Genomic DNA, 20,588 nt, shown 5'->3' with positions numbered 1-20,588 from the left:
CCACCCTGCCGGCACAATGGTTCGATGAGCAGTGCCAAAACCGTCTCCCTCGACAGGTCCATAACGGCGGGGCAGGGCGGTAACCCCCGCCCGGTGGAGCCGACCCTGAACGCCGGGGCGGACTTCCTGCACCTGGACGTCGGGCAGGCACCGCCGGGTGGCCGGGCCACCTGGCTGGCCGAGCGGCTACGCCGGGCGATCGCCGACGGCGTGATCCCCATCGGCTCCCGGCTGCCGGCCACCCGTACCCTCGCCGCCGACCTGGGCGTGTCCCGGGGCGTGGTGGTCGAGGCGTACCAGCGTCTGATGGAGGACGGGCACGTCGCCGGCCGGGGCCGGGCCGGCACGGTGATCGTGGCCGGCGCCCTCACCGCGACGGCCGGGCCGACCGGGGATAAGCCCGGCACGTCGTCGTCGGGTCGGGTACCCGATCCGGCCGCCGTGTTCCGCTGCGCACCCGGCACCGACGTCTTCGACACGGTACGCACCATCCCGGCCCAGATCGACCTCACGCCCGGCGTACCCGATCTGGCGGCGTTTCCCCGGGCGGCCTGGTTGCGTGCCGAGAAGGCGGTGCTGGGCCGGCTGGTCACCGCGGACCTCGGCTACGGCGACCCGTGCGGGGCGCCGGCCCTGCGCCGGGCCGTCGCCGGCTGGCTGGCCCGCAGCCGGGGCATCGGCGTGGACCCGGCCGAGGTCATCATCACCACAGGTGTCTCCCAGGCGCTGGGCCTGCTGGCCCAGACGCTGCGCGACGACGGTGTGACAAGCGTCGGCCTGGAGGACCCCGGCTCGCTCGGCGTCCGGCAGCACCTCGAAAACTGGCGGCTGACCACCGTGCCGATCCCGGTGGACGCCGCCGGGGTACGGGTGGACGAGTTGACGGCAAGTGGCGTGCCGGCGGTGGTCCTCACCCCGGCACACCAGTTCCCGACCGGCGTGGTGCTCGACGGCGATCGACGCCGCCGACTCGCCGACTGGACCCGCGCGGGCGGCCTGGTCATCGAGGACGACTACGACGCCGAGCACCGCTACGACCGTCCGCCGGTGCCCGCGCTGCGAGCCACCCTGCCCGAGCAGGTGTGCTACGCCGGCAGTGTGTCGAAGCTGCTCGCCCCGGCGCTGCGGATCGGCTGGCTGCTGGTGCCCCGCCGCTACCGGGACGCGGTGGTGGCGGCCAAACGCAACGCCGACCTGGGTAACGCCGTGCTGCCGCAACTCGTGCTCGCCGAGTTGCTCACCTCCGGGGCGCTGGAACGACAACTGCGGCTGCTGCGCCGGCGGCACGTACGCCGCCGGGACGCGATGACCGCCGCCCTGGCCCGGCATCTGCCGGGGGCGACCGTCCACGGCGCGGCGGCCGGGCTGCACCTGACTGTCACCCTCGACAGCGACGTGGTCGACACGGAACTCGCCGCGGCGACGCTGGCGCGAGGGGTGAAGGTGCAGCCGTTGTCCTGGCACTGCCTGCGGCCCTACCGTCCGGGCCTGGTGCTGGGCTACGCGGCCAACACCGCCTCGGCCATCGACGCGGGCATCGCCGCCGTCGCGGCGGCGCGGCGCGACGGGTAGTCGCGGCAGTCACCCCGGGCGGGGCTCGACCGGGCGCTCACCGCCCAGGCGGGCGTCGGCCGCCTGCTGGCCGTCGTCGTCCCCGGCCACCTCGCAGATCGCCGCCGCGTCCGCCCAGTGCCCACGGGCCTCCTCGTCGTCGCCGAGCGCCGCCGCCGCGTCGCCCAGGTGCAACAAAGTCCGACCCAACCCGGCGTCCGGGCGGCCACCCTCGCGCAGCCGCCAGCTCTCGGAGAGCAGCTCGTACGCCTGACGGGCCTGCCCCGGCGCCACACCCAGCAACGCCACCCCAGCGTTCAGCAGCGCCACCGCCCGGTTGGTCGGATCACCGAGCGACTCGTGCTCACGCAGCGCGGCCCGCCACGCCTGCGCCGCGTCGAGGTGCTCACCCATCGCCGAGTGGACAAGCACCAGATTCGTCAACGCCGCCGCGTAGCCGCGTGCGTCGCCGAGCGAACGGAACGAGTTCGCCGCCCGTACCAGCAGGTCGTGCGCGGTCTCGAACTCGTGCCGCGCCAGCCTCGCCGCGCCCAGCCCGAGGTCGCTGAGCGCCCGACCGGCGCGATCGGCGCTGGCCCGGTGCCGCCGCGACAGCTCCAGATGCTCCACCGCCTCGTCGGTGCGGCCGAGGTCCAGCAGGGCCAGCCCGAGATTCATCCGCGCCTGGGCGGTGCCCCGGCGGCCCTGCCCGGCCACCGCCAGACTGAGCGCGGCCACCGCACCGTACGGGTCGTGCCGGCGGCGACGCAGCACCCCCAGCTCGTTGTGGGCCCAACCGGCGATCTCCGGCCGGTCCTGGGCGGTGGGGTTGGCCAGCACCGTCCGGCACACGTCCTCCCACTCGTCGAGCCGCTCGGTGTGGGCGAGCCAGCCGCACAACGCCACGGCCAGCCGGAACCACCAGTCCCGCACCCGACGCGGCAGCGTCTCCACCGCGCCGGCCGGTACCTTCACCACCGCCAGCAGCAGCTCCTGATGCAGGTCGAACCAGCCGTACGGGTCATCGTCGGGCAGTCGATTGTCACGGTCGAGCGCGCCGGTCGCCAGGGCGGCCACCTGCTGCTCGGCCCGCCGGGCCAGGTGCCGGGTCAGCCGCGCCTGCACGGTGACCCGCCGGTGCACCGGCTCGGCCTCCCGCAGATGCATCCGGGCGTACCCGGCGAGCAGCGGACGAACCTCGTACCGGTCGCCGGGCGCGCCGACGACGAAGGCGCCGTCGGCCAGTTCGTCGAGCAGGGCGGCGACCCGGTGCGGCCGACGGCCGGCGAGCGCGGCGATTGTCGCCCGGTCCAGCGGCACCCGGCTCAGCGACAGCAGCCGCCACAGCCGGCGGGCCTCGCCGCCGAGCGCGTGGTACGCGGTGTCCCGGGCGGTGACCAGCCCGGTCACCGGTGACACACCCACCCGCTGGTGCGGCGGCGTGTCGGCGGCGCGACGCAGCGCGTGCAGCACGTCGGCGTGCCGCCAGCCGTGCTGCGCGCTGCGTCGTCCCAGCTCGGTCACCGCGCGCGGCTGCCGCCCGCACAGCTCGACGATGGCCCGCACCGCCGGGTCGCAGCGTGGGTCCGGGCGGTGCGGGCGGGCCACGGCGGTGGCCGCACCGGCGTCGGCGAACATCTCCACCGCGTCGCCGACCTCCGGCTCGGCCAGCCAGTACGCCACCACCCCGTCGAGCGCGGCGAGCCGGCCGGTGCCGGCCAGCAGCAGCCGGCAGTCCCGGGCGGTGGGCGGCAGCAGCGCCCGGACCTGCGCCGGCGAGTCCACGTTGTCGAGTACCAGCAGCACCTTGCGGCCGTCCAACTGGCCGCGCAACTCGTCGGCGGCGTCGGCGAGATCGTCCGCTCGACCGGTGCGTGGCGGACCGGTGCCGACGATGCGGGCGAGCGCGGCCAGCACCTCCCGGGGCGAGCGGGCTCGACCTCCCCGGCGCACGTCGAGGTAGTACTGCCCGTCGGGGAAGTCCGCGCGGCTCAGGTTCGCCGCCTGGATCGCGCACCACGACGTGCCGACCGCACGCCGGCCCACCACCGCCACCGCGTGCTCCGGGGCGAGCATGGCCACCACCGCCTCGGCCTGGCCCTGCCGACCGGTGTACCCGGCGGGCCAGGGCAGCGTCGGTGCGCTGCTGCCCGCCTGGGCCTCCTCACCAGCGAGCAGCTGATCGCGTTGCCGTCGCCGCCACTCCACCACGACGGAGGCGACCACCCCGATCGCCGCCAGCCCCAGGCTCGCCGAGCCGAGCACCGTCAGCGACAGCTCGGAGAGCAGGTTGCCGGTGACGTTGCCGAGCACGGCGCTGACCCCGGCGCCCACCACCCCGCCCGCGGCCAGCAGCACGCTCAGCAGCCGCGACCGGCGGGCCGGCCGGCGTGGCGGGGACCCGGTCATCGCACACCCCCGGCGACCAGACCGGCCACCACCTGACGACGGGCCAGGACGAACACCAGCACCGGCAGAATCGAGGCGAGTACACATCCGGCGGCGAGCGTGCCGCTGCCGGCCACGAAGCCACGGGTCTGCCCGGCGAGGAACAACCCGAGCGGGGCGGCGTCCGGCCCGCTGAACAGCAGACCCACCACCAGGTCGTTCCACACCTGCACGAATTCCAGCACGGCCACCGCCACCAACGCGGTGCGGTTGTGCCGGGCCAACCGGCGCAGCGTGCCCCACCAGTGCCGCCCGCCGATCCGGGCACCCCGGACCTGCTCGGCCGGCAGGTCGGCGAAGGAGTTGCGCAGCACCAGCACCGCGAACGGGACGCCCAGGGCGATGTGCACCAGGGCCACGCCCCGCGCCGTGCCGGAGGACAGCGCCAGCCCGAGCACCTCGTTGAGCGGCCCGGCGATCACCTGCACCGGGACCACCACCGCGGCCATCAGCACCAGCCCTACCGCCTGCGCGGCCGGCCCGGTCAACCAGGCCAGCGGGTACGCGGCGAGCAGCGCGACGCCAAGCACCGCGGCCGTGACGACTGTGGCGAGCACAAGCGTGAAGCCGAGGCTGCGCCACAGCTCCGCGCCGGTGAGCACGGCCCGGTAGGAGTCCAGACCCGGTGGACCGGACCACCAGCCACCGGTGGCCGCCCGGACCGGGTTCTGCAACGAGGTGGCCGCCAGCACCCCCAGCGGCAGCAGCCAGGCGATCGCCGCGCCCGCGGCCAGCAGCCGGACCAGCCGCCGTGGTGGCGGCGCGGTGACCGCGCCGCCGGCCGGCTGTTGCGGCGGCGGCCACGCCTGCCTGACGAACAGGGCCACCACCAGCATGCCGGCGGTCACCGCCACCAGCCAGACGACGCCCAGGGCGGCACCTTCGCCGGTGGTCGTCGCCCCGGAGGTCTGCCAGATCCGCAGCGAGAGCACCGCCGCCTCGTCCCGCACCGATCCGGGGGTCATCACCAGGATCAGGTCGAACGTCCGGCTGGTGCCGACGGCGACCAGGGCGAAGACCACCGCGACGGTACGTAGCAGCAGCGGTCGCCACTGCGCGTCCCAGAGCACGTCGCGGCGGCTGCCACCGAAGGCCCGGACCGCGTCGGCGAGCCCGGTCGGCACCGCGTCGAGGGCGGCCCGGAACACAAGCATCGCCAGCCCGACCCAGGCCCACACGAACGCCGACATCACCGCGACGGTGACCAGGTCCGGCCCGAGCAACTGCGGCAGTTGCTCGGGGTCACGTCCGGTCACCCGGGCCAGCAGCAGGGTGGCCAGCCCACGCCCCGGGTCGGGGTCGTAGAGCAGCCGGAAGGTCACGCCGGTGACCACCAGCGGCAGCGCGGTCGGCACCACCAGGATGAGCCGGACCAGCCAGCCCTCCTGGGAACGCCGGGAGGCGGCGGCGAGCAGGTAGCCCAGGACCGTGACCACTGTCGGCACCAGCAGCGCCCACAGCAGGGTCCGCCCGATCACCGCCGCGGTGCCGGGGGCGGCGAGGGCGGCCCGGTAGTGCTCGGCACCGACCCAGCCGCCGTCGGTGGTGACGCTGGCGTGCACGGTACGCAGCACCGGCCAGGCCAGCAGGGCACCGAGCAGCAGCACCGCCGGGGTCAGCAGCACCCAGCCGACACCGGCCGCCGGGTAGGCCCGGCCGCGTCGGGGCGGCCCGACATCGTCGAGCACCGCCAACTCGCCCAGCAGCGGCCCCCGGCTCACCTGTCGCCTCCCGCCGCCCGGGCCGCCTCGGCGAGTTGCCCGGTGGCCCGGCGGACCGCCTCGCGCGCCGGCACCTCGTCGGTCACGTCCATGAAGAAGTCCTGCATGATCCGCCAGATGCCCACCCCGTCGGTGCCGGTGAAGGTGCCGGGCAACTGGTCGGAGAGGTCGAACTGCACGGTGTCGGCGGCACGCAGCTCGCCGGCGAGCCGTCGGCGCAACGGGTCGCGGTAACTGTCCACCGGCACGGCGAGGTTGGGGGAGAGGTAACCCCCGGCGTCCAGCCACGGCGGGAAGGCCACCGCGTCGCTGAGCCAGCGCACCAGGTCCGCCCCGCCCGCGGAGCCGCTGAACGCCACCGCCGCGTCGCCGCCGACGATGAGTGGCCGGTCGGCCATCCGGGCACCGGGGAAGCGGAAGGTGACAAGCGGCTCGGTGCCGCGACGGAACCGGGCGACCACCGCGTCGACGAAGTCGGCCTCGAACACCATCGCCGCCTCGCGGCGGTGCACCACCTGAATGATCGACTCCTCGAACTGGGTGAGCAGGGCCCGCCGCCCGCCGCCCGGGAAGGCGCCCGCCACACTCCACAACTCAGCCAGCCGATCCAGCGCGTACGCCACGGGCCGGTCCCGCCAGTCGGCCTCGCCACGGGCCAGCGCCCCGTACAGCTCCACACCGGCGACGTCGGCGAGCACGTTCTCGAACCAGTCGGTGAGCACCCAGCCGTCGGCGGCACCGATCGCCAGTGGGGCCGGACCGGCGCCCGCCCGGTGCCGTTCGCCGAGCCGGCGGGTCACATCCACAAGCGCGTCCCAGGACCTGGGTGATTCGGCGAGCATCGACGGGAAGTGCCAGAACAGCGACTTGTGCGCCGCCTTCACCCAGACGCCGTAGCGACGGCTGTCGACGCTGAGCAGGTCGCTCATGCCGGCCGGGGCGGTGTAGCTGACAGCCGGCGTCACCTCGCTGAGCCAACCCCGCCGGGCGTATTCGACGACCAGGCCGGGGCGGGGCAGGATCGCCACGTCGGGGCTGGTGCCGGCGGCGCGGCGCGCGGTCAGGAAGGCGTCGATGTCGTTGCCCACCCCGATCACCTGCACACCCGCCGGATGGTCGGCGACCACCTCGCGGAACCGGGCCAGTTCGCCGCCGGCCCAGACCACCGCCACCTGCACCGACCGGCGACCCTGCCCGCAACCGCCGGCACCGGCCAGGGCGGCGGTGGCCGCGGCGGCGGCCCGCAGCACCGTGCGGCGGTCGACAGGGGTCACGGCCGCGCCACCGGCCGTGCCGGAGTGGGTGGCGCCGGGTCGACTACCGGCACCCGGTGGGTGACGCCGGCCAGCACCTCCTCGTCGGCCGAACAGAGCAGCACCGTCACACCCGGGGCGTCCGGTGGGGACGTACGGTCGAGCAGGTCCGGCAGGCGCACCCCGTCGACCGGGGACGGCAGGTCGATCACCAGCACCTCGGGCAGGCAGGCCATCGCCCGGGCGAGCGCGACCCGGAACCGTTGTGCCTCGGAGAGCAGATGTGGGCGCAGCCCCAGCGTCGGGGCGAGTTCGAGTCGGTCGACCAGGACGGCCGCCCAGCCCTCGGCCACGTCGCGTACCCACCTGCGACGGCGTTGACCGTAGGAGATGTTGCGCCCGACGGTGAGGTGGGGCAGCAGGGCACCGCCGGCCGGCACGTACCCGATGCGGCGGCGTAACGGCGGCAGGTCGGTGACGTCCCGGCCGCCGACCAGGATCCGACCGGCGACCGGCGCGGCCAGCCCGGCCACCACCCGGGCCACGGCGGTGGCCGCTCGGGGTCGGACGACCAGGGCGGCCGTCGCGCCGACCGCCACGTCGACGTTCACCTGTGACATGTCCGGCACGGCGACGAGGTCAAGCGTGCGTAGCGTGACAACCACCTCCGGCGACCCTCGTCGAGATCCCAGCGTGTCACAGGGGGACCACGCTCGGTGTCCCGGCCGACGTCCATCGTGGCTCCTGGGCGCGACGGGTTACCGTCCAACCATGGCAGCGTCGACCCCCTTCGCCGCCGGCCGCGACGCCGACGTGTACGCCCTCGACGACGGCCGGGTGCTGCGCCGTTACCGCGACGGCACCGACGTCGCGGTCGAGGCCCGGTTCATGTCCCACCTGCACGCCGCCGGCTTCCCGGTGCCCCGGGTGGACCGGGCTGACGGTGCGGACCTGGTCATGCAGCGGGTGGCCGGGCCGACCATGCTCCAGGCGTTGGTCGACGGCACGACCGGGGTTGACGCCGCCGCGCGGATCCTCGCCGGCCTGCACCGCCGGCTGCACACCGTGCCACCACTGCCGGAAGCGTCCGCAGGCGAGCGGATCCTGCACCTGGACCTGCACCCGGACAACGTCATCCTCGCGCCGAGCGGTCCGGTGCTCCTCGACTGGCGCAACGTGCGCCACGGCCCACCCGGTCTGGACATCGCCATGACCGCGCTGATCCTCGCCCAGGTCGCCGTCGACCCCGATCAACCGATGGCCGACGCCGCCGCTGCCGCCCTGCGGGTCTACCTGCTGGTGATCTGCGAGCACGCCGCACCGCTCGTCGCCGACGCCCTGGCGATCCGGCGCGCCAACCCCACCCAGACCGCCACCGAACTCGCACTGCTCGACACCGCGGCGTCGCTGCTCACATCCTGACTCGCGGATCTTGCACTTGTGGTCGCCGGGATGCCCTTTTTGTCAGCTGTGCGGCGGCAGAAAGTGCAAGATCGCGGCGGGGGTGGGTGGGAGGGTAGGGTCCGGTCGTTGGCGTGGGGTGGAGGTCGGATGGGTCGGGAGCATGTCGACGTGCTCATCATCGGTGCCGGCCTCTCCGGCATCGGCGCCGCCTGCCACCTGCGGCGCCGGCACCCGGGGCGGACCTACGCCGTGGTCGAGGCGCGCGAGGCGATCGGCGGCACCTGGGACCTGTTCCGCTATCCGGGCGTACGGTCGGACTCGGACATGTTCACCCTCGGCTACTCGTTCGCGCCGTGGACCGCCCCGAAGAGCCTCGCCGACGGCGCGACCATCCGCGACTACCTGCGTCGTACCGCCGACGAACACGACGTCACCCGCCGCATCCGGTTCCGGCACCGGGTCCACCGCGCCGAGTGGGACAGCCAACTCGCCCGCTGGACGGTGCACATCCGGCGGGAGGACACCACCGAGACGGTGACGCTCACCTGCTCCTTCCTGTACGCCTGCACCGGCTACTACCGGTACGAGGCCGGCCACACCCCGCCCTTCACCGGTCAGGATCAGTTCACCGGCCGGATCGTGCATCCACAGCACTGGCCCGCCGACCTCGACCTCACCGGCCGTCGGGTGGTGGTGATCGGCAGCGGCGCCACCGCCGTGACCCTGGTGCCGGCGCTGGCCCGGCAGGCGGACCGGGTGACCATGCTGCAACGCTCACCCACGTACCTGCTGACGCTCTCGTCCCGCGACCGCCTCGCCGACGCCCTGCGGCGGCTGTTGCCGGCGCGCCTGGCGCACCGGAGCGTGCGCTGGAAGAACGTCCTGCTCGCCACGGCCAACTACCAGCTCAGCCGCCGCGCCCCCGGGCTGGTACGCGGGCTGCTGCGGCGGGACGCGGCCCGTCGACTGCCCGCCGGCTACGACGTCGAACGCCACTTCACCCCCCGTTACGACCCGTGGGATCAGCGGCTGTGCGTGGTGCCCGACGGCGACCTGTTCACCGTGCTCTCCGACGGGCGGGCCGAGGTGGTCACCGACACCGTGGACACCTTCACCGCCCGGGGCGTCCGGCTCAGCTCGGGTCAGGAGCTGCCCGCCGACGTGGTGGTCACCGCCACCGGGCTGGACCTGCTGGCCCTCGGCGGGATGACCCTGCGGGTGGACGGCGTGGACGTGGATCTGCCGGAGACCGTGACGTACAAGGGGATGATGCTCTCCGGGGTGCCGAACTTCGCCATGACCATCGGCTACACCAACGCGTCGTGGACGCTCAAGGCGGACCTGGTGGCCGGCTACGTGTGCCGGCTGCTACGTCACCTGGACCGCACCGGTACCCAGATCGTCACCCCGGTCGCCCCACCGCCGGGCCCGCGGACCCCGCTCATCGGTCTCACCTCGGGCTACGTGCGGCGCGGCGTCGGCAGCCTGCCCCGCGCCGGCACCCGGGCACCCTGGCGGCTGCACCAGAACTACCTGCGTGACCTGCTCCCCATGCGGTACGGGCGGCTGACCGACGCCAACGTCCGGTTCGACCGGGCCGGCGCGCCGCGAAGGAGTTCCGTCGATGCGTAGGTTCACCGTCACCGACGGGGTGGCGGTGGTCACCGGCGCGGCCGGCGGGATCGGCGCCGCGCTGGCCCACGGCCTGGCCCGCCGGGGCGCCGTGCTGGTTCTCGTCGACCGCGACGCGTCCGGGTTGGCGGCGGTGGCCGCCGCGATCCGTGCCGCGCATCCCGGCCGGCAGGTATGGACCCACCAGGTGGATCTGGCCGACGCGTCGGCGACCGCCGCGCTCGCCGCCCGGATCATCGAGCGGCACCCCCGGATCCGGTTGCTCGTCAACAACGCAGGCGTGGCGCTCGGCGGGCGGTTCGGCGAGGTGACCCTGGAGGAGTTCAGCTGGGTCGTCGACGTCAACTTCCGGGCCGTGGCGCAGCTGACCCACGCGCTGCTGCCGGCGCTGCGGGCCGAGCCCGGCGCGCACCTGGTCACCATCTCCAGCCTGTTCGGGCTGGTCGCCCCGCCCGGCCAGGTCGCCTACGCGGCAAGCAAGTTCGCGGTACGCGGCTTCACCGAGGCGCTGCGGCACGAACTCGCCACCGAGGGCATCGGCGTCACCTGCGTCCATCCCGGTGGCGTCCGGACCCGCATCGCCCGCGACGCCCGGGTGGGCAGCGGCGTCGACCTGGTCGAGTACGAGGCGGGCCGGCAACGGTTCGAGCGACTGCTCACCATCGACCCGACCGTCGCCGCCGAGACCATCCTGCGTGGGGTGGCCCGTCGGCGGGGGCGGGTGCTTGTCGGCTGGTCGGCGCGGCTGCTGGACCTGCTGGCCCGGATCGCGCCGGTCGGCCATGGCCGCCTGCTGATCGCCGCCGGAAGCCGGGCCGGCACCCGTCGGCCCACCGCCGAGCGGGCCCGTACGCCGGTCTCCGGCCCGCGAAGCGGTGCCGATCCGTCGTCGCGGCGGTAGGTTCGCCTCCGAGGCGAACGTGGCGGCCACCGCCGACGAGCCGCCAGGTGGCGACGGCGGCGGGCGGGCCGGCGCGGAGGAGGAGGAGAGCGTGAGCCAGCAGGTTCGGGGAGTCATCTCCCGCAGCAAGGGCGCGCCCGTCGAGGTCACCGAGATCGTGGTGCCCGACCCCGGGCCGGGTGAGGCGGTGGTCCGGGTGCAGTCGTGCGGCGTCTGCCACACCGACCTGCACTACCGGGAGGGCGGCATCAACGACGACTACCCGTTCCTGCTGGGCCACGAGGCGGCCGGCGTCGTCGAGCAGGTCGGCGAGGGCGTGGACGCGGTTGCACCTGGTGATTTCGTGGTGCTCAACTGGCGGGCCGTCTGCGGGGTCTGCCGGGCCTGCCGGCGGGGCCGGCCGTGGTACTGCTTCGCCACCCACAACGCCGCCCGCAAGATGACCCTCGCCGACGGCACCGAACTCTCCCCGGCGCTGGGCATCGGCGCGTTCGCCGAGAAGACCCTGGTCCACGCCGGCCAGTGCACGAAGGTGGACCCGGCGGCCCGGCCGGCCGCTGTCGGGCTGCTCGGTTGCGGGGTGATGGCGGGGCTCGGGGCGGCGATGAACACCGGCGGGGTGACCCGTGGTGACTCGGTGGCGGTGATCGGTTGCGGTGGTGTCGGTGACGCGGCGGTGGCCGGCGCTGCCCTGGCCGGGGCGACGACGATCATCGCGGTGGACACCGACTCCCGCAAGCTCGACTGGGCCCGCAGGTTCGGTGCGACCCACACCGTCAACGCCTCCGAGGCCGACCCGGTGGCGGAGATCCAGGCCGCCACCGGCGGCTTCGGCGCCGACGTGGTGATCGACGCGGTCGGGCGGCCGGAGACCTGGAAGCAGGCCTTCTACGCCCGCGACCTGGCCGGCACCGTCGTGCTCGTCGGCGTACCCACGCCCGAGATGCGCGTCGAGCTGCCCCTGCTTGACGTCTTCGGCCGTGGTGGCGCCCTCAAGTCCAGCTGGTACGGCGACTGTCTGCCCAGCCGTGACTTCCCGATGCTCACCGAGCTGTACCTGCAGGGCCGCCTCGACCTGGACGCCTTCGTCACGGAGGAGATCGGCCTGGACGGGGTGGAGGAGGCGTTCGCCCGGATGCACCGGGGCGACGTGCTCCGCTCGGTGGTGGTCTTCTGATGGCCGCCCGCATCGACCACGCGGTCACCTCCGGCACCTTCTCCCTCGACGGTCAGACCTTCGACGTCGACAACAACGTCTGGGTCGTCGGCGACGACACCGAGTGCGTCGTGATCGACGCCCCGCACGACGTCGACGCCATCCGCACGGTGGTCGCCGGTCGGCGGGTCACCGCGATCGTCGCCACGCACGCCCACGACGACCACGTCCGGGTCGCCCCGGCGCTGTCCCGGGCGACCGGCGCGCCGGTGCTGCTGCACCCCGCCGACCGGGTGCTGTGGGACCTGGTGCATCCCGACGAGCCGCCGGGCGGCACCCTCGAGGACGGCCAGACCCTCGAGGTGGGTGGTACCGCGCTCACCGTGCTGCACACCCCCGGGCACAGCCCCGGCGCGTGCTGCCTGTACGCCGCCGAGCTGGGCGTGGTCTTCACCGGCGACACCCTGTTCGCCGGGGGCCCGGGCGCCACCGGCCGCTCGTACAGCGACTTCGGCACCATCCTCGACTCGATCCGCGACCGGTTGCTCACCCTCCCGCCGCAGACCACTGTGCACACCGGGCACGGCGCGAGCACCACCATCGGGGCCGAGGCTCCGCAGCTGCCACAGTGGCTGGCCAACGGCCACTGAGGTCGGTGGCGGACAGCCCCCGTCCCGCGCCGACCCGGACCGCTGCGCCCGCCGGGCCGGGAACCGGGGTGCGGGGACGGGCCGGTCCCGGCGAGACTGCCGGCATGTCCGACGACCCGACGCTCACCGCCGCGCAACGTGCGGCACTGCGCCACGTACGCGCGGTGGCGCTGCGCGACAGTCCCGCCGCGCTCGCCGTCATCGGGCGGGCGCTGGCCGGCACCGGCGTACGCCTCGAACCGGAGCGGCTCGTCGCGGCGATCGGCGAGCAGGGGCGGGTCACCCTCAACTTCCATCCGGACCGGCTGCGCGCCGACGGTCGTCCGGTCGCCGAGGCGCTGGCCACCGAGGGGGTCTACCGCAGCCAGTTCGAGACGGGCATCTCCAACGGTGGCCTGACCGCGTATCCCGGCGGGGACCGGGACCGCTGGGAAGAGCGCATGTTCGGCGGCGCGTACCAGCGGCCGGGCGTCGCTGCGACGGAGCGGCCGAAGTACGGTGGCCTGAATCTGCTCGACCATCCCGACGGCGCCTGTCCCCGGTTCGGCTCCTGTCACCTGCGGTTGCGTCCCGAGGTGCTGGCCCGGACCACCTTCTGCTTCGGCGACAGTCACCTCGGACCGCGCGACGTCGGCACCGTCGACGTGATCGAGCCGGTGCTGGCCGCCCTGATCGCGGCCACCGCCGAAACCGGTGTGTGCCTGGGCCGGCCCGGGATGGACCTGGTGACCCTCACCGGTGAGCTGCTGCGCGTACGGGAGGCGCTGGCCGCGACACCCCGGGCGGCCGGCCGTGCCCTCGACGACTACGTCGAGGCGCAGGTGCACGGCGAGGTGAGACTGGACCGCGACGTCCTGGAACTCGTCGTCGATCCCTCGTTCCGGGGCACCGGCACCGCGGCGAGCCTGATCGCCGCGGCTGACCGGTACGGTTTCCCGATCCGCTGGCATGCCGGCTTCGCGCTGCCGGTCGACGGGGTGGACGCCGAGTTCCGTGGGCCGGCGATCCCGCCACTTGCGGCGCGGGTGCACGCCGAGTTCGCCCGGGCGGGCGAGCCGGTGCACGCCGCGTTGATCGGGCGGGCCGCGGTGTCGGTGGTGACCGAGCCGGGGCGGTGGGCCGACCGGGGGCCGGCAGTGCAGACGTTGCAGCACCTCAAGCAGCTCTGGCATGTCCTGGTGCGGTTCGGCGTCCCCTACGAGGTGTGAGGCACCCCGTCCGGTTCGTGCCCCGCGAGGGCAGCTTCGCCGGTCTGCGCTGTGACCTGGATCGCAGCCCACCGTCATCCGCGCATTTCCGGAATGGCGGACATGCCAGCCGGGTTGTGTCCCCCATGGGCCGGCTGGCAAACCTTGCCGGCACCCGTCCGTCCCCCGAGAGCGGCTCAATCCCGAGCGGCTCGTACCCGATCGAAAGGGCAACCATCGTGAAGCCGGACTTCACTCGATGGCTCCCCGCCATCGCGACGATCCCGAACCGGAAGACCGCGCTCAGCGTGGTGGGCGTGACAGCCCTCGCCGGACTGGCCTTCGGCCCCACCGCCATGGCCGCGCCGATCACCACCGGTCCGCACGCCGGAGCGGTGGCGGCGATCGACCGGGCGACCGGTCGCGGCAACACCGCAGTCACAGTGGAATCCGGACTGACCACCGCCGGCGCCACCGACAAGCCGGACGCCGGGAAGCCCACCCGCGACGAGTTGATCCCGCACGGGGTGCAGGGCGCCCAGTCGCGTGTCCCGCTCGACGACGCCCAGCGGGACAACGCCAAGACCATCATCGAGGTGGCCAAGCGCACAGGTGTGGGTGAGCGCGGTGCCGTGATCGGCATCGCCACCGCGTTGCAGGAGTCGAAGCTCTACAACCTCGGGCACCTGGGCTCGTGGAACGACCACGACTCGCAGGGCCTGTTCCAGCAGCGTCCGTCCACCGGATGGGGCAGCGTGGATCAGATCACCGATCCGGAGTACTCCTCGACTGTCTTCTTCGAGGCGCTGAGGAACGTCGGCGGCTGGCGGGATCTGCCGCTGACCACCGCCGCCCAGACGGTGCAGGTGTCGGCCTACCCGTTCCACTACGCGCAGTGGGAGGAGCAGGCGGCGGACATCGTCTCCCAGCTCTGGTGACACACCGAATCAGTGACTCACCGGCCGGCCCCGCTCGCGGGGCCGGCCGCGGTGGTTGCGGACGATGTCCACGGCGGCTGCCACCAGGGCCAACGCGATGAGCGCCGCGGAGGTGAGCAGCGACCGCTCGAACGCCCTGGACCAGGCGTCCGCGCCGTCGGCCAGCGCGGAGAAGAAGACCGCGCCGACCACCGCGATCCCGGCGGCCGAACCGATCCGCTGCCCGGTCTGCAACATCCCGGCGCCGCTGCCCGCCTGTGGCACCGGCACCTCCGACAGGGTGAGCGTCTGGTTGGGGGCGATCACCAGACCGCTGCCGATGCCGGCGACCAGCAGCGGCAGCGCGGTCACCCAGGGCACCGGAACGTGGGGTACCAGCTCGATGGCGAGCGCGGCCAGGCCCAGACCGGTCACCACGGCGGCCAGCCCGATGGCGACGAGCGGGCGGCCGTACCTGTTGACCAGCCGCCCTCCGACGGCGGACGCGACGGCGGAGCCGAGCGCGAACGGGGTGATCGCCGCACCGGCGACAAGCGCGCTGTAGCCACGTCCGTTCTGCAGGTAGAGCGTGAAGATGAAGAAGATCGCGGTGAACCCACCGAAGTAGAGCAGCGCGATCGTCGAGCCGAGGGCGTACGACCGGTGGCCGAACAGGCGGACGTCGAACAGTGGCGGGCCGTGCCGGGCGTACCGTCGCTCCCAGCCGACGAAGCCGGCGAGCGTGACCAGCCCGGCGGGCACCAGCAGCCACTTCGTCGGGCCGTGCCACTGCTCGCGCTGTACCAGCGGCAGCAGCACGAGGGTCACGCCGACGCCGAGCAGCAGTACGCCGATCGGGTCGAACCGGCGCTGCGCGCCCCGGGGGGTGACCCGGCCGGGCAGCAACCGCCAGCCGAGCAGCACCGCGACGATGCCCACCGGAACGTTGACGAAGAAGACCCACCGCCAGCCGTGTTCCGGACCACCGGCGGCGATCAGCAGACCACCGAGCAGCGGACCGATCGCTGTGGAGATGCCGATGGTGGCGCCGAGCCACCCGAACGGCCGGGCCCGCTCGGGACCGGCGAACAGCTGCTGGATCAGGCCGGTCACCTGCGGGTTCACCACACCGGCGGCGGCACCCTGGAGCAGGCGGGCGGCGATCAGCCAGCCGGGGGACTGGGCCAGCCCGGCCAGCGCGCTGGTGAGCGTGAACAGGGCGATGCCGAAGACGAACGCGTTGCGTCGTCCCCGGACGTCGCCGAAGCGTCCCGCCGGCACCAGAACCAGGCCGAAGCTCAGCGCGTACCCGGACAGCACCCATTGCAGGTCGCTCGGGTCGGCCCGCAGGGCGCGCTCCAGCGACGGCAGGGCCACGTTGACGATGCTGATGTCGAGCAGCGTCATGAACGCCGCGACCAACCCGACCCCGAGGGCCTGCCAGCGTCGCCGCCCGTCAAGCACCGCCCCGGACCCCGGAGCGCCGGGCTCCGCCGAGTTCAACAGGCGACCCGGCGCCGTGCCGTCGGGCGGCTGTCCGTCATGCCAGTTGCTGCGCGCAGAAGCGAGGTCCGAAGTCGAGCCCGGACATCGGCGAATCCTCCCGGTGCAGCAGGTTCTTCTCGGTCAGCAGGTGCAGCGGGGTCTGCAGCTGCTCCTCGGTCAAACCACACTCCTGGGCGATCATGTCCGGGTACGGGACCTGGCCACGGGCCTCCAGGGCCGCCACCGCGTCGTACACCCGCGCCTCGACGTCCGACAGCCGCACCTCTTGCATGGTGTCCTCCTCGTGCCCTCGTCCGCCTGCGGCAGGCGGTCTGCGGCGGGCGGTTACCCGGCGCGCCGGAGAAGATGCCCGCCCCGGGCCGGTCGTGGCCGGTTCCGGGGCCGCCCCACGAACTCCGCGACCCGCGAGGGGGTACGGCAGGTCGCCGTCCCGCCCGAGTGGTGGTCGCGTCGGCGTGGTCGGGCGCCTCGGCTGATCTACCCTGCACGAGTGAGCGTCTGGGAACTCGTGGTGATCGGCGGCGGCCCCGCCGGGCTCTCCGCCGCCTACGCCGCCGCCCGGCGAGGGGTACGCACGCTCGTCGTCGAGCGCGCCGCGCATCCCCGGTACAAGACCTGCGGCGGTGGTCTGATCGGTACCTCGCTGGCCGCGGTGGCCGGACGGATCGAGGTTCCCGCCCACGACATCGTGGACCGGGTCACCTTCACCCTCGACGGGCGGGGCGGGTTCACCCGCCGGCATGGTGCGGGGCCGCTGGTGAGCATGGTGCGGCGGGAGGAGTTCGACGACCGGCTGCGGGCCGCCGCGGTGGCCGCCGGTGCCGAGGTCCGCGAGCGGGCCGCCGTCCGGTCGGTGGAGCAGGACCCCGAGGTGGTACGCCTGCGGCTGGCCGGCGGCGAGGTACTGCTGGCCCGTACGGTCATCGGCGCCGACGGCTCGTCCGGGGTGAGTGCCTGGCACGTCGGGGTGCGGCACCGGCAGGTGGACCTGGGGCTGGAACTGGAACTGCCGGTACCGCCACCCGAGCAGTCCCGGTGGCGGCGTCGGGCGCTGCTCGACTGGGGTCCGCTGCCCGGCTCGTACGGCTGGGTCTTCCCGAAGGGGGATCGGCTCACCGTCGGTGTGATCGCCGGTCGGGGTGAGGGGGAGCGGACCCGGCAGTATCTGCGGCGGTTCGTCGACCGCCTCGGCCTGGCCGATCTGTCGCCGGTGCACGACTCGGGTCACCTGACCCGTTGCCGGACCTACGACTCGCCGCTGCGACGCGGCCGGGTACTTGTCGCCGGTGACGCCGCGGGTCTGCTGGAGCCGTGGACCAGGGAGGGGATCAGCTACGCGCTGCGCTCCGGTGAGTTGGCCGGGGTGGCGGTGGCCGCTGCCGATCTCGCCGGCTACGAACGGTCGGTGGCCGAGCGCCTCGTCCCGGCCATGCGGGCCGGGCACCGGCTGCTCGACGTCTTCTCCCGACGGCCCGCGGTCTGCCACACGCTGCTCGCCACGCCGCCGGGCTGGCGCGCGTTCACCCGGTTCTGCCTGGGCCGGGCCGACTTCGACGAGGTGGTCGGTCGGGCCCCGGTCCGGGCCGCGCTGGCGCTGGCGGACCGCCTACCCGGTCCGAGACGCGCCGTCGCCGACACGCGGGTCTGACCAACACGGACGCACCTGACCACCGCCGTGGTCAGCCATCCAGGATCCTAGGATGCCCTACGCGTGGTGACCTACCCCGGCGTTTCCGCAGACTTCACCCGGGTAGGGCCTTGCGGGACCGCAGCAAACGATCCCGGGCGAGGAGATCTCCGTGAGCGAGACCCAGCACACCCAGCAGGACCCCACCGAGCAGTACGGCCAGCAGTCCGGGCAGCCGAACCAGCAGCAGAGCCCGCCGGGCCGCACCAGCGAGATGACGCCGAAACCGGACCACGGAGAGGACTCGTACCGGGGCAACGGCAAACTCGACGGCAAGAAGGCGGTGATCACCGGTGGTGACTCGGGCATCGGCCGGGCGGTCGCCATCGCGTACGCCCGGGAGGGCGCCGACGTGCTGATCTCCTACCTCGGTGAGGAGGAGGACGCGGACGCCCGGGAGACGGTACGACTCATTGAGGCCGCCGGTCGCAAGGGCGTCGCGATCCGGGGCGACATCGCCGACGAGCGCAACTGCACGGCGCTGATCGAGCGGGCGGTGACCGACCTGGGTGGCATCGACATCCTGGTGAACAACGCGGCGTACCAGATGGCGCAGGACAAGGGCATCGCCGGCATCAGCACCGAGCAGTTCGACCGGGTGTTCAAGACCAACCTGTACGCGATGTTCTGGCTGTGCAAGGCGGCGTTGCCGCACCTGGGCGAGGGGTCCACGATCATCAACACGTCGTCGATCCAGGCCTTCGACCCGTCGCCGCAGCTGCTCGACTACGCCACCACCAAGGCGGGGATCGCGAACTTCACCAAGGCGCTCGCCGCCGACCTGGTCGATCGGGGGATCCGGGTCAACGCGGTGGCTCCGGGGCCGATCTGGACGCCGCTGATCCCGGCGACCATGCCGGAGGAGAAGGTGGAGCAGTTCGGCACCGACACCCCTGTCGGCCGGCCCGGTCAGCCGGCGGAACTGGCGCCCGCGTACGTCTTCTTCGCCTCGCAGGAGTCGAGTTTCATCACCGGCGAGGTCCTCGGCGTCACCGGTGGCCGCTTCACCAAGTGAAGTTCCTGTCGACCCGGTGCTTCCGCCGGCCCGATGCGGATCGGCGGCGCCGGGTCAGCGGGGCCAGTCCGCCAGGTGACGGCGGACCCGGGCGATCTCGGCGGGGCCGAGGCCGTAGCGGGTGAACCGACCGTCCGGAATCCGGTCGAGATACCGGCCGGCCGCCCGGACGTCGTCGTCATCGAGCGCCGGGTCGAGCTGCCGGGCGAGGTCCAGCAACTCCGCGACCGACCGGTGCTCCAGAGCGGAGGCAACGTCGATGTAGTCGCGTACCTCGCGGCGGTTCACCAGGGCGGCGGTCTTGTTGGCGATGAGGTCTCGGACGTCCATGACCGGTCCGAGGTCCATCACCACCGGACTGCGGTGCCGGTCGAGGCGGGCCAGGCTGAGGCGGATCTGCCGGTTGTCCCGGGTGACGACGAAGTCCAGCAGGTCCCGGTCGAAGCCGTCGAAGAGGTCACCGAGGTCGCTGTCCGGATCGGCGTCGGCCACCTCGAACCCGGCGGTCTCCAGGGCGGTCCGGACGTCAGTGGCCGCCGCGGCGGCGGCGCCCTCGACGTCGGCGAAAAGGTCGACGTCCTCGGTTGGGCGGGTGACCAGTCCGTGCACGGCCCAGGCCACCCCGCCGCCGAGGACGAAACGGTGCGGCCCGGCGACTGTCAACGCGACCCGGGCCACCTCCCGGTAGAACTCGTGTGGATGCGCGTCGGGTGTTGCGCCGGTCACGCCGACCGGAGACCCTGGTGCCGGCTCTCCCAGGCCAGGCGTACCCCCCGGGGCAGGTTGAGCAGTTTCCACACCCGGCGCAGTGCGCGCCCGTTGACCAGGCGGCGCAGGTCGTCGACGTTCGTGGTCTCGCGCAGCACGTTCTCGTACAACCAGAGCAACTGGTCGGGGTCGGCGAGGTCGAACGCTCGGTCGGCGCACCACATCAGCCGCACCGGCAACTCCACCACCCCCCGGGTGGGCCCCCGCAGTTCGGCGAGCGTCCGGGCCACCACGGCGGGGCGGCCGGGTCGGGCCAGGTGCGCCACGCCGGTCGTGGTGGGGGAGACGGCCTGCATGCTGTCAGGGTAACCCCAGATCGGTCCGGGGCGGTCCGATGACCTGTCCCTGGTGTGTGTCCTACGGGTGTTGGGGCTGTGCGGTGTGTGCTGTTGGGGGTGTGGCCCGCCGTGCCCGGCTTCGGGCGGTCAGGCTTGATCCCTGCGCCGAGCGCGGCGGGCCACACCCTCGCTCGTGGGCGGGCACCGTCCGGATGTGCCGGTTGTCCGTTTCTGTTGGCGTCCGGGGAGATCTTGGTGCGATTGTGCCCCTCGGTGGGCGGTTTCGGACCAAGATCGCGCAGTGGTCGGGGGCTCGGGTGGAATGGGTGGCGGGGTGGGGGCGTTGGACATGGCTGAACGACCGAGGTAGACGGCCTGCCGAACCGGTGGGCCGGGTGGCCCGGGAATGATGGCGGGCCGGTGGTCGTTACACATCCCTGAACGACCGACGAGGACCGCCTGCTGTGGCGGGTGCGGGGCGCGGAATGATCCGTCCCGGTCGGTCGTTGAACAC

The 20,588-nt window shown here is 73.6% G+C and carries 18 protein-coding genes; 10 read left to right on the top strand and 8 right to left on the bottom strand.

All coding sequences use genetic code 11. From position 1 onward, the window contains the following. Positions 1 to 24 precede the first annotated feature (24 nt). On the top strand, positions 25 to 1,572 hold the full coding sequence (pdxR, locus tag Van01_RS29375) for a MocR-like pyridoxine biosynthesis transcription factor PdxR (RefSeq protein ID WP_204014480.1): 1,548 nt from the start codon (positions 25 to 27) through the stop codon (positions 1,570 to 1,572). Positions 1,573 to 1,581: 9 nt separating this feature from the next. Here the strand turns inward: pdxR and Van01_RS29370 are convergent, their stop codons facing one another. The 4 genes from Van01_RS29370 to Van01_RS29355 are packed head-to-tail and all read right to left on the bottom strand — an operon-like array spanning position 1,582 to position 7,638. Continuing rightward, positions 1,582 to 3,960 carry a tetratricopeptide repeat protein gene (locus tag Van01_RS29370; protein ID WP_204014477.1) on the bottom strand — a complete coding sequence of 793 codons (2,379 nt, stop codon included), beginning with the start codon at positions 3,958 to 3,960 and terminating at the stop codon, positions 1,582 to 1,584. After that, positions 3,957 to 5,720, bottom strand: a complete 1,764-nt coding sequence (locus tag Van01_RS29365; protein ID WP_204014474.1) for an ABC transporter permease — start codon at positions 5,718 to 5,720, stop codon at positions 3,957 to 3,959. The genes Van01_RS29370 and Van01_RS29365 overlap by 4 nt, the downstream gene beginning before the upstream one ends. Further along, positions 5,717 to 6,994 (bottom strand): extracellular solute-binding protein, encoded by a 1,278-nt coding sequence (locus tag Van01_RS29360; RefSeq protein WP_204014472.1) that lies wholly within the window; start codon positions 6,992 to 6,994, stop codon positions 5,717 to 5,719. Before Van01_RS29360 ends, Van01_RS29365 begins: the two co-directional genes overlap by 4 nt. Continuing rightward, positions 6,991 to 7,638, bottom strand: coding sequence for an ATP-binding cassette domain-containing protein (locus Van01_RS29355; RefSeq protein ID WP_204014470.1), 648 nt, complete (start codon positions 7,636 to 7,638; stop codon positions 6,991 to 6,993). The genes Van01_RS29360 and Van01_RS29355 overlap by 4 nt, the downstream gene beginning before the upstream one ends. A gap of 106 nt (positions 7,639 to 7,744) precedes the next feature. On the opposite strand from Van01_RS29355, the gene Van01_RS29350 reads away from it, so the two are divergent. The 7 genes from Van01_RS29350 to Van01_RS29320 all read left to right on the top strand — a co-directional run bounded on the left by Van01_RS29350 (position 7,745) and on the right by Van01_RS29320 (position 14,841). Continuing rightward, entirely contained in the window at positions 7,745 to 8,395 is a 651-nt protein-coding gene (locus tag Van01_RS29350) for a phosphotransferase (protein ID WP_204014468.1), read from the top strand. Between the two features lie 129 nt (positions 8,396 to 8,524). After that, positions 8,525 to 10,009 (top strand): flavin-containing monooxygenase, encoded by a 1,485-nt coding sequence (locus tag Van01_RS29345; protein WP_204014466.1) that lies wholly within the window; start codon positions 8,525 to 8,527, stop codon positions 10,007 to 10,009. Then, positions 10,002 to 10,910: an SDR family NAD(P)-dependent oxidoreductase gene (locus tag Van01_RS29340; RefSeq protein ID WP_204014464.1), complete on the top strand. Its 909-nt coding sequence runs from the start codon at positions 10,002 to 10,004 to the stop codon at positions 10,908 to 10,910. Before Van01_RS29345 ends, Van01_RS29340 begins: the two co-directional genes overlap by 8 nt. A 91-nt stretch (positions 10,911 to 11,001) precedes the next feature. Beyond that, a complete protein-coding gene (locus Van01_RS29335) occupies positions 11,002 to 12,087 on the top strand; it encodes an S-(hydroxymethyl)mycothiol dehydrogenase (RefSeq protein ID WP_204014513.1) in 1,086 nt (361 codons plus the stop codon). After that, complete coding sequence (locus tag Van01_RS29330; RefSeq protein ID WP_204014462.1) at positions 12,087 to 12,716, top strand: MBL fold metallo-hydrolase; 630 nt, start codon at positions 12,087 to 12,089, stop codon at positions 12,714 to 12,716. Before Van01_RS29335 ends, Van01_RS29330 begins: the two co-directional genes overlap by 1 nt. A 104-nt stretch (positions 12,717 to 12,820) precedes the next feature. Continuing rightward, positions 12,821 to 13,924 (top strand): DUF3626 domain-containing protein, encoded by a 1,104-nt coding sequence (locus Van01_RS29325; protein WP_204014460.1) that lies wholly within the window; start codon positions 12,821 to 12,823, stop codon positions 13,922 to 13,924. A gap of 218 nt (positions 13,925 to 14,142) precedes the next feature. Beyond that, positions 14,143 to 14,841: a hypothetical protein gene (locus tag Van01_RS29320; protein WP_204014458.1), complete on the top strand. Its 699-nt coding sequence runs from the start codon at positions 14,143 to 14,145 to the stop codon at positions 14,839 to 14,841. 9 nt (positions 14,842 to 14,850) lie between these two features. Here Van01_RS29320 and Van01_RS29315 read toward each other — a convergent pair whose 3' ends face one another. Both Van01_RS29315 and Van01_RS29310 read right to left on the bottom strand, forming a co-directional pair. Further along, entirely contained in the window at positions 14,851 to 16,323 is a 1,473-nt protein-coding gene (locus Van01_RS29315; protein WP_373306300.1) for an MFS transporter, read from the bottom strand. 37 nt (positions 16,324 to 16,360) lie between these two features. Then, positions 16,361 to 16,597, bottom strand: a complete 237-nt coding sequence (locus tag Van01_RS29310; RefSeq protein ID WP_099845764.1) for a hypothetical protein — start codon at positions 16,595 to 16,597, stop codon at positions 16,361 to 16,363. Positions 16,598 to 16,816: 219 nt separating this feature from the next. Here Van01_RS29310 and Van01_RS29305 point away from each other — a divergent pair, with 219 nt between their 5' ends. After that, positions 16,817 to 17,974, top strand: coding sequence for a geranylgeranyl reductase family protein (locus Van01_RS29305; protein ID WP_204014456.1), 1,158 nt, complete (start codon positions 16,817 to 16,819; stop codon positions 17,972 to 17,974). Positions 17,975 to 18,125: 151 nt separating this feature from the next. After that, on the top strand, positions 18,126 to 19,028 hold the full coding sequence (locus tag Van01_RS29300) for an SDR family oxidoreductase (protein ID WP_204014454.1): 903 nt from the start codon (positions 18,126 to 18,128) through the stop codon (positions 19,026 to 19,028). A 54-nt stretch (positions 19,029 to 19,082) separates the two neighbouring features. Here the strand turns inward: Van01_RS29300 and Van01_RS29295 are convergent, their stop codons facing one another. Both Van01_RS29295 and Van01_RS29290 read right to left on the bottom strand, forming a co-directional pair. Then, positions 19,083 to 19,754, bottom strand: a complete 672-nt coding sequence (locus Van01_RS29295; protein WP_239099376.1) for a nucleotidyl transferase AbiEii/AbiGii toxin family protein — start codon at positions 19,752 to 19,754, stop codon at positions 19,083 to 19,085. Next, entirely contained in the window at positions 19,751 to 20,092 is a 342-nt protein-coding gene (locus tag Van01_RS29290; RefSeq protein WP_204014452.1) for a hypothetical protein, read from the bottom strand. The genes Van01_RS29295 and Van01_RS29290 overlap by 4 nt, the downstream gene beginning before the upstream one ends. Between the last annotated feature and the right edge of the window lie 496 nt (positions 20,093 to 20,588).

Source organism: Micromonospora andamanensis (genome assembly GCF_016863495.1).
GTDB classification, from domain to species: domain Bacteria; phylum Actinomycetota; class Actinomycetes; order Mycobacteriales; family Micromonosporaceae; genus Micromonospora; species Micromonospora andamanensis.
Note: the sequence above shows the minus strand (reverse complement) of the source record. Positions and strands in the feature narration are given on the sequence as shown.

Coding starts and splice junctions, on each gene's coding strand:
- Van01_RS29370 (WP_204014477.1), bottom strand. CDS start 3,960: ATGACCGGGTCCCCGCCACGCCGGCCGGCCCGCCGGTCGCGGCTGCTG.
- Van01_RS29340 (WP_204014464.1), top strand. CDS start 10,002: ATGCGTAGGTTCACCGTCACCGACGGGGTGGCGGTGGTCACCGGCGCG.
- Van01_RS29310 (WP_099845764.1), bottom strand. CDS start 16,597: ATGCAAGAGGTGCGGCTGTCGGACGTCGAGGCGCGGGTGTACGACGCG.
- Van01_RS29350 (WP_204014468.1), top strand. CDS start 7,745: ATGGCAGCGTCGACCCCCTTCGCCGCCGGCCGCGACGCCGACGTGTAC.
- Van01_RS29325 (WP_204014460.1), top strand. CDS start 12,821: ATGTCCGACGACCCGACGCTCACCGCCGCGCAACGTGCGGCACTGCGC.
- Van01_RS29345 (WP_204014466.1), top strand. CDS start 8,525: ATGGGTCGGGAGCATGTCGACGTGCTCATCATCGGTGCCGGCCTCTCC.
- Van01_RS29330 (WP_204014462.1), top strand. CDS start 12,087: ATGGCCGCCCGCATCGACCACGCGGTCACCTCCGGCACCTTCTCCCTC.
- pdxR (WP_204014480.1), top strand. CDS start 25: ATGAGCAGTGCCAAAACCGTCTCCCTCGACAGGTCCATAACGGCGGGG.
- Van01_RS29290 (WP_204014452.1), bottom strand. CDS start 20,092: ATGCAGGCCGTCTCCCCCACCACGACCGGCGTGGCGCACCTGGCCCGA.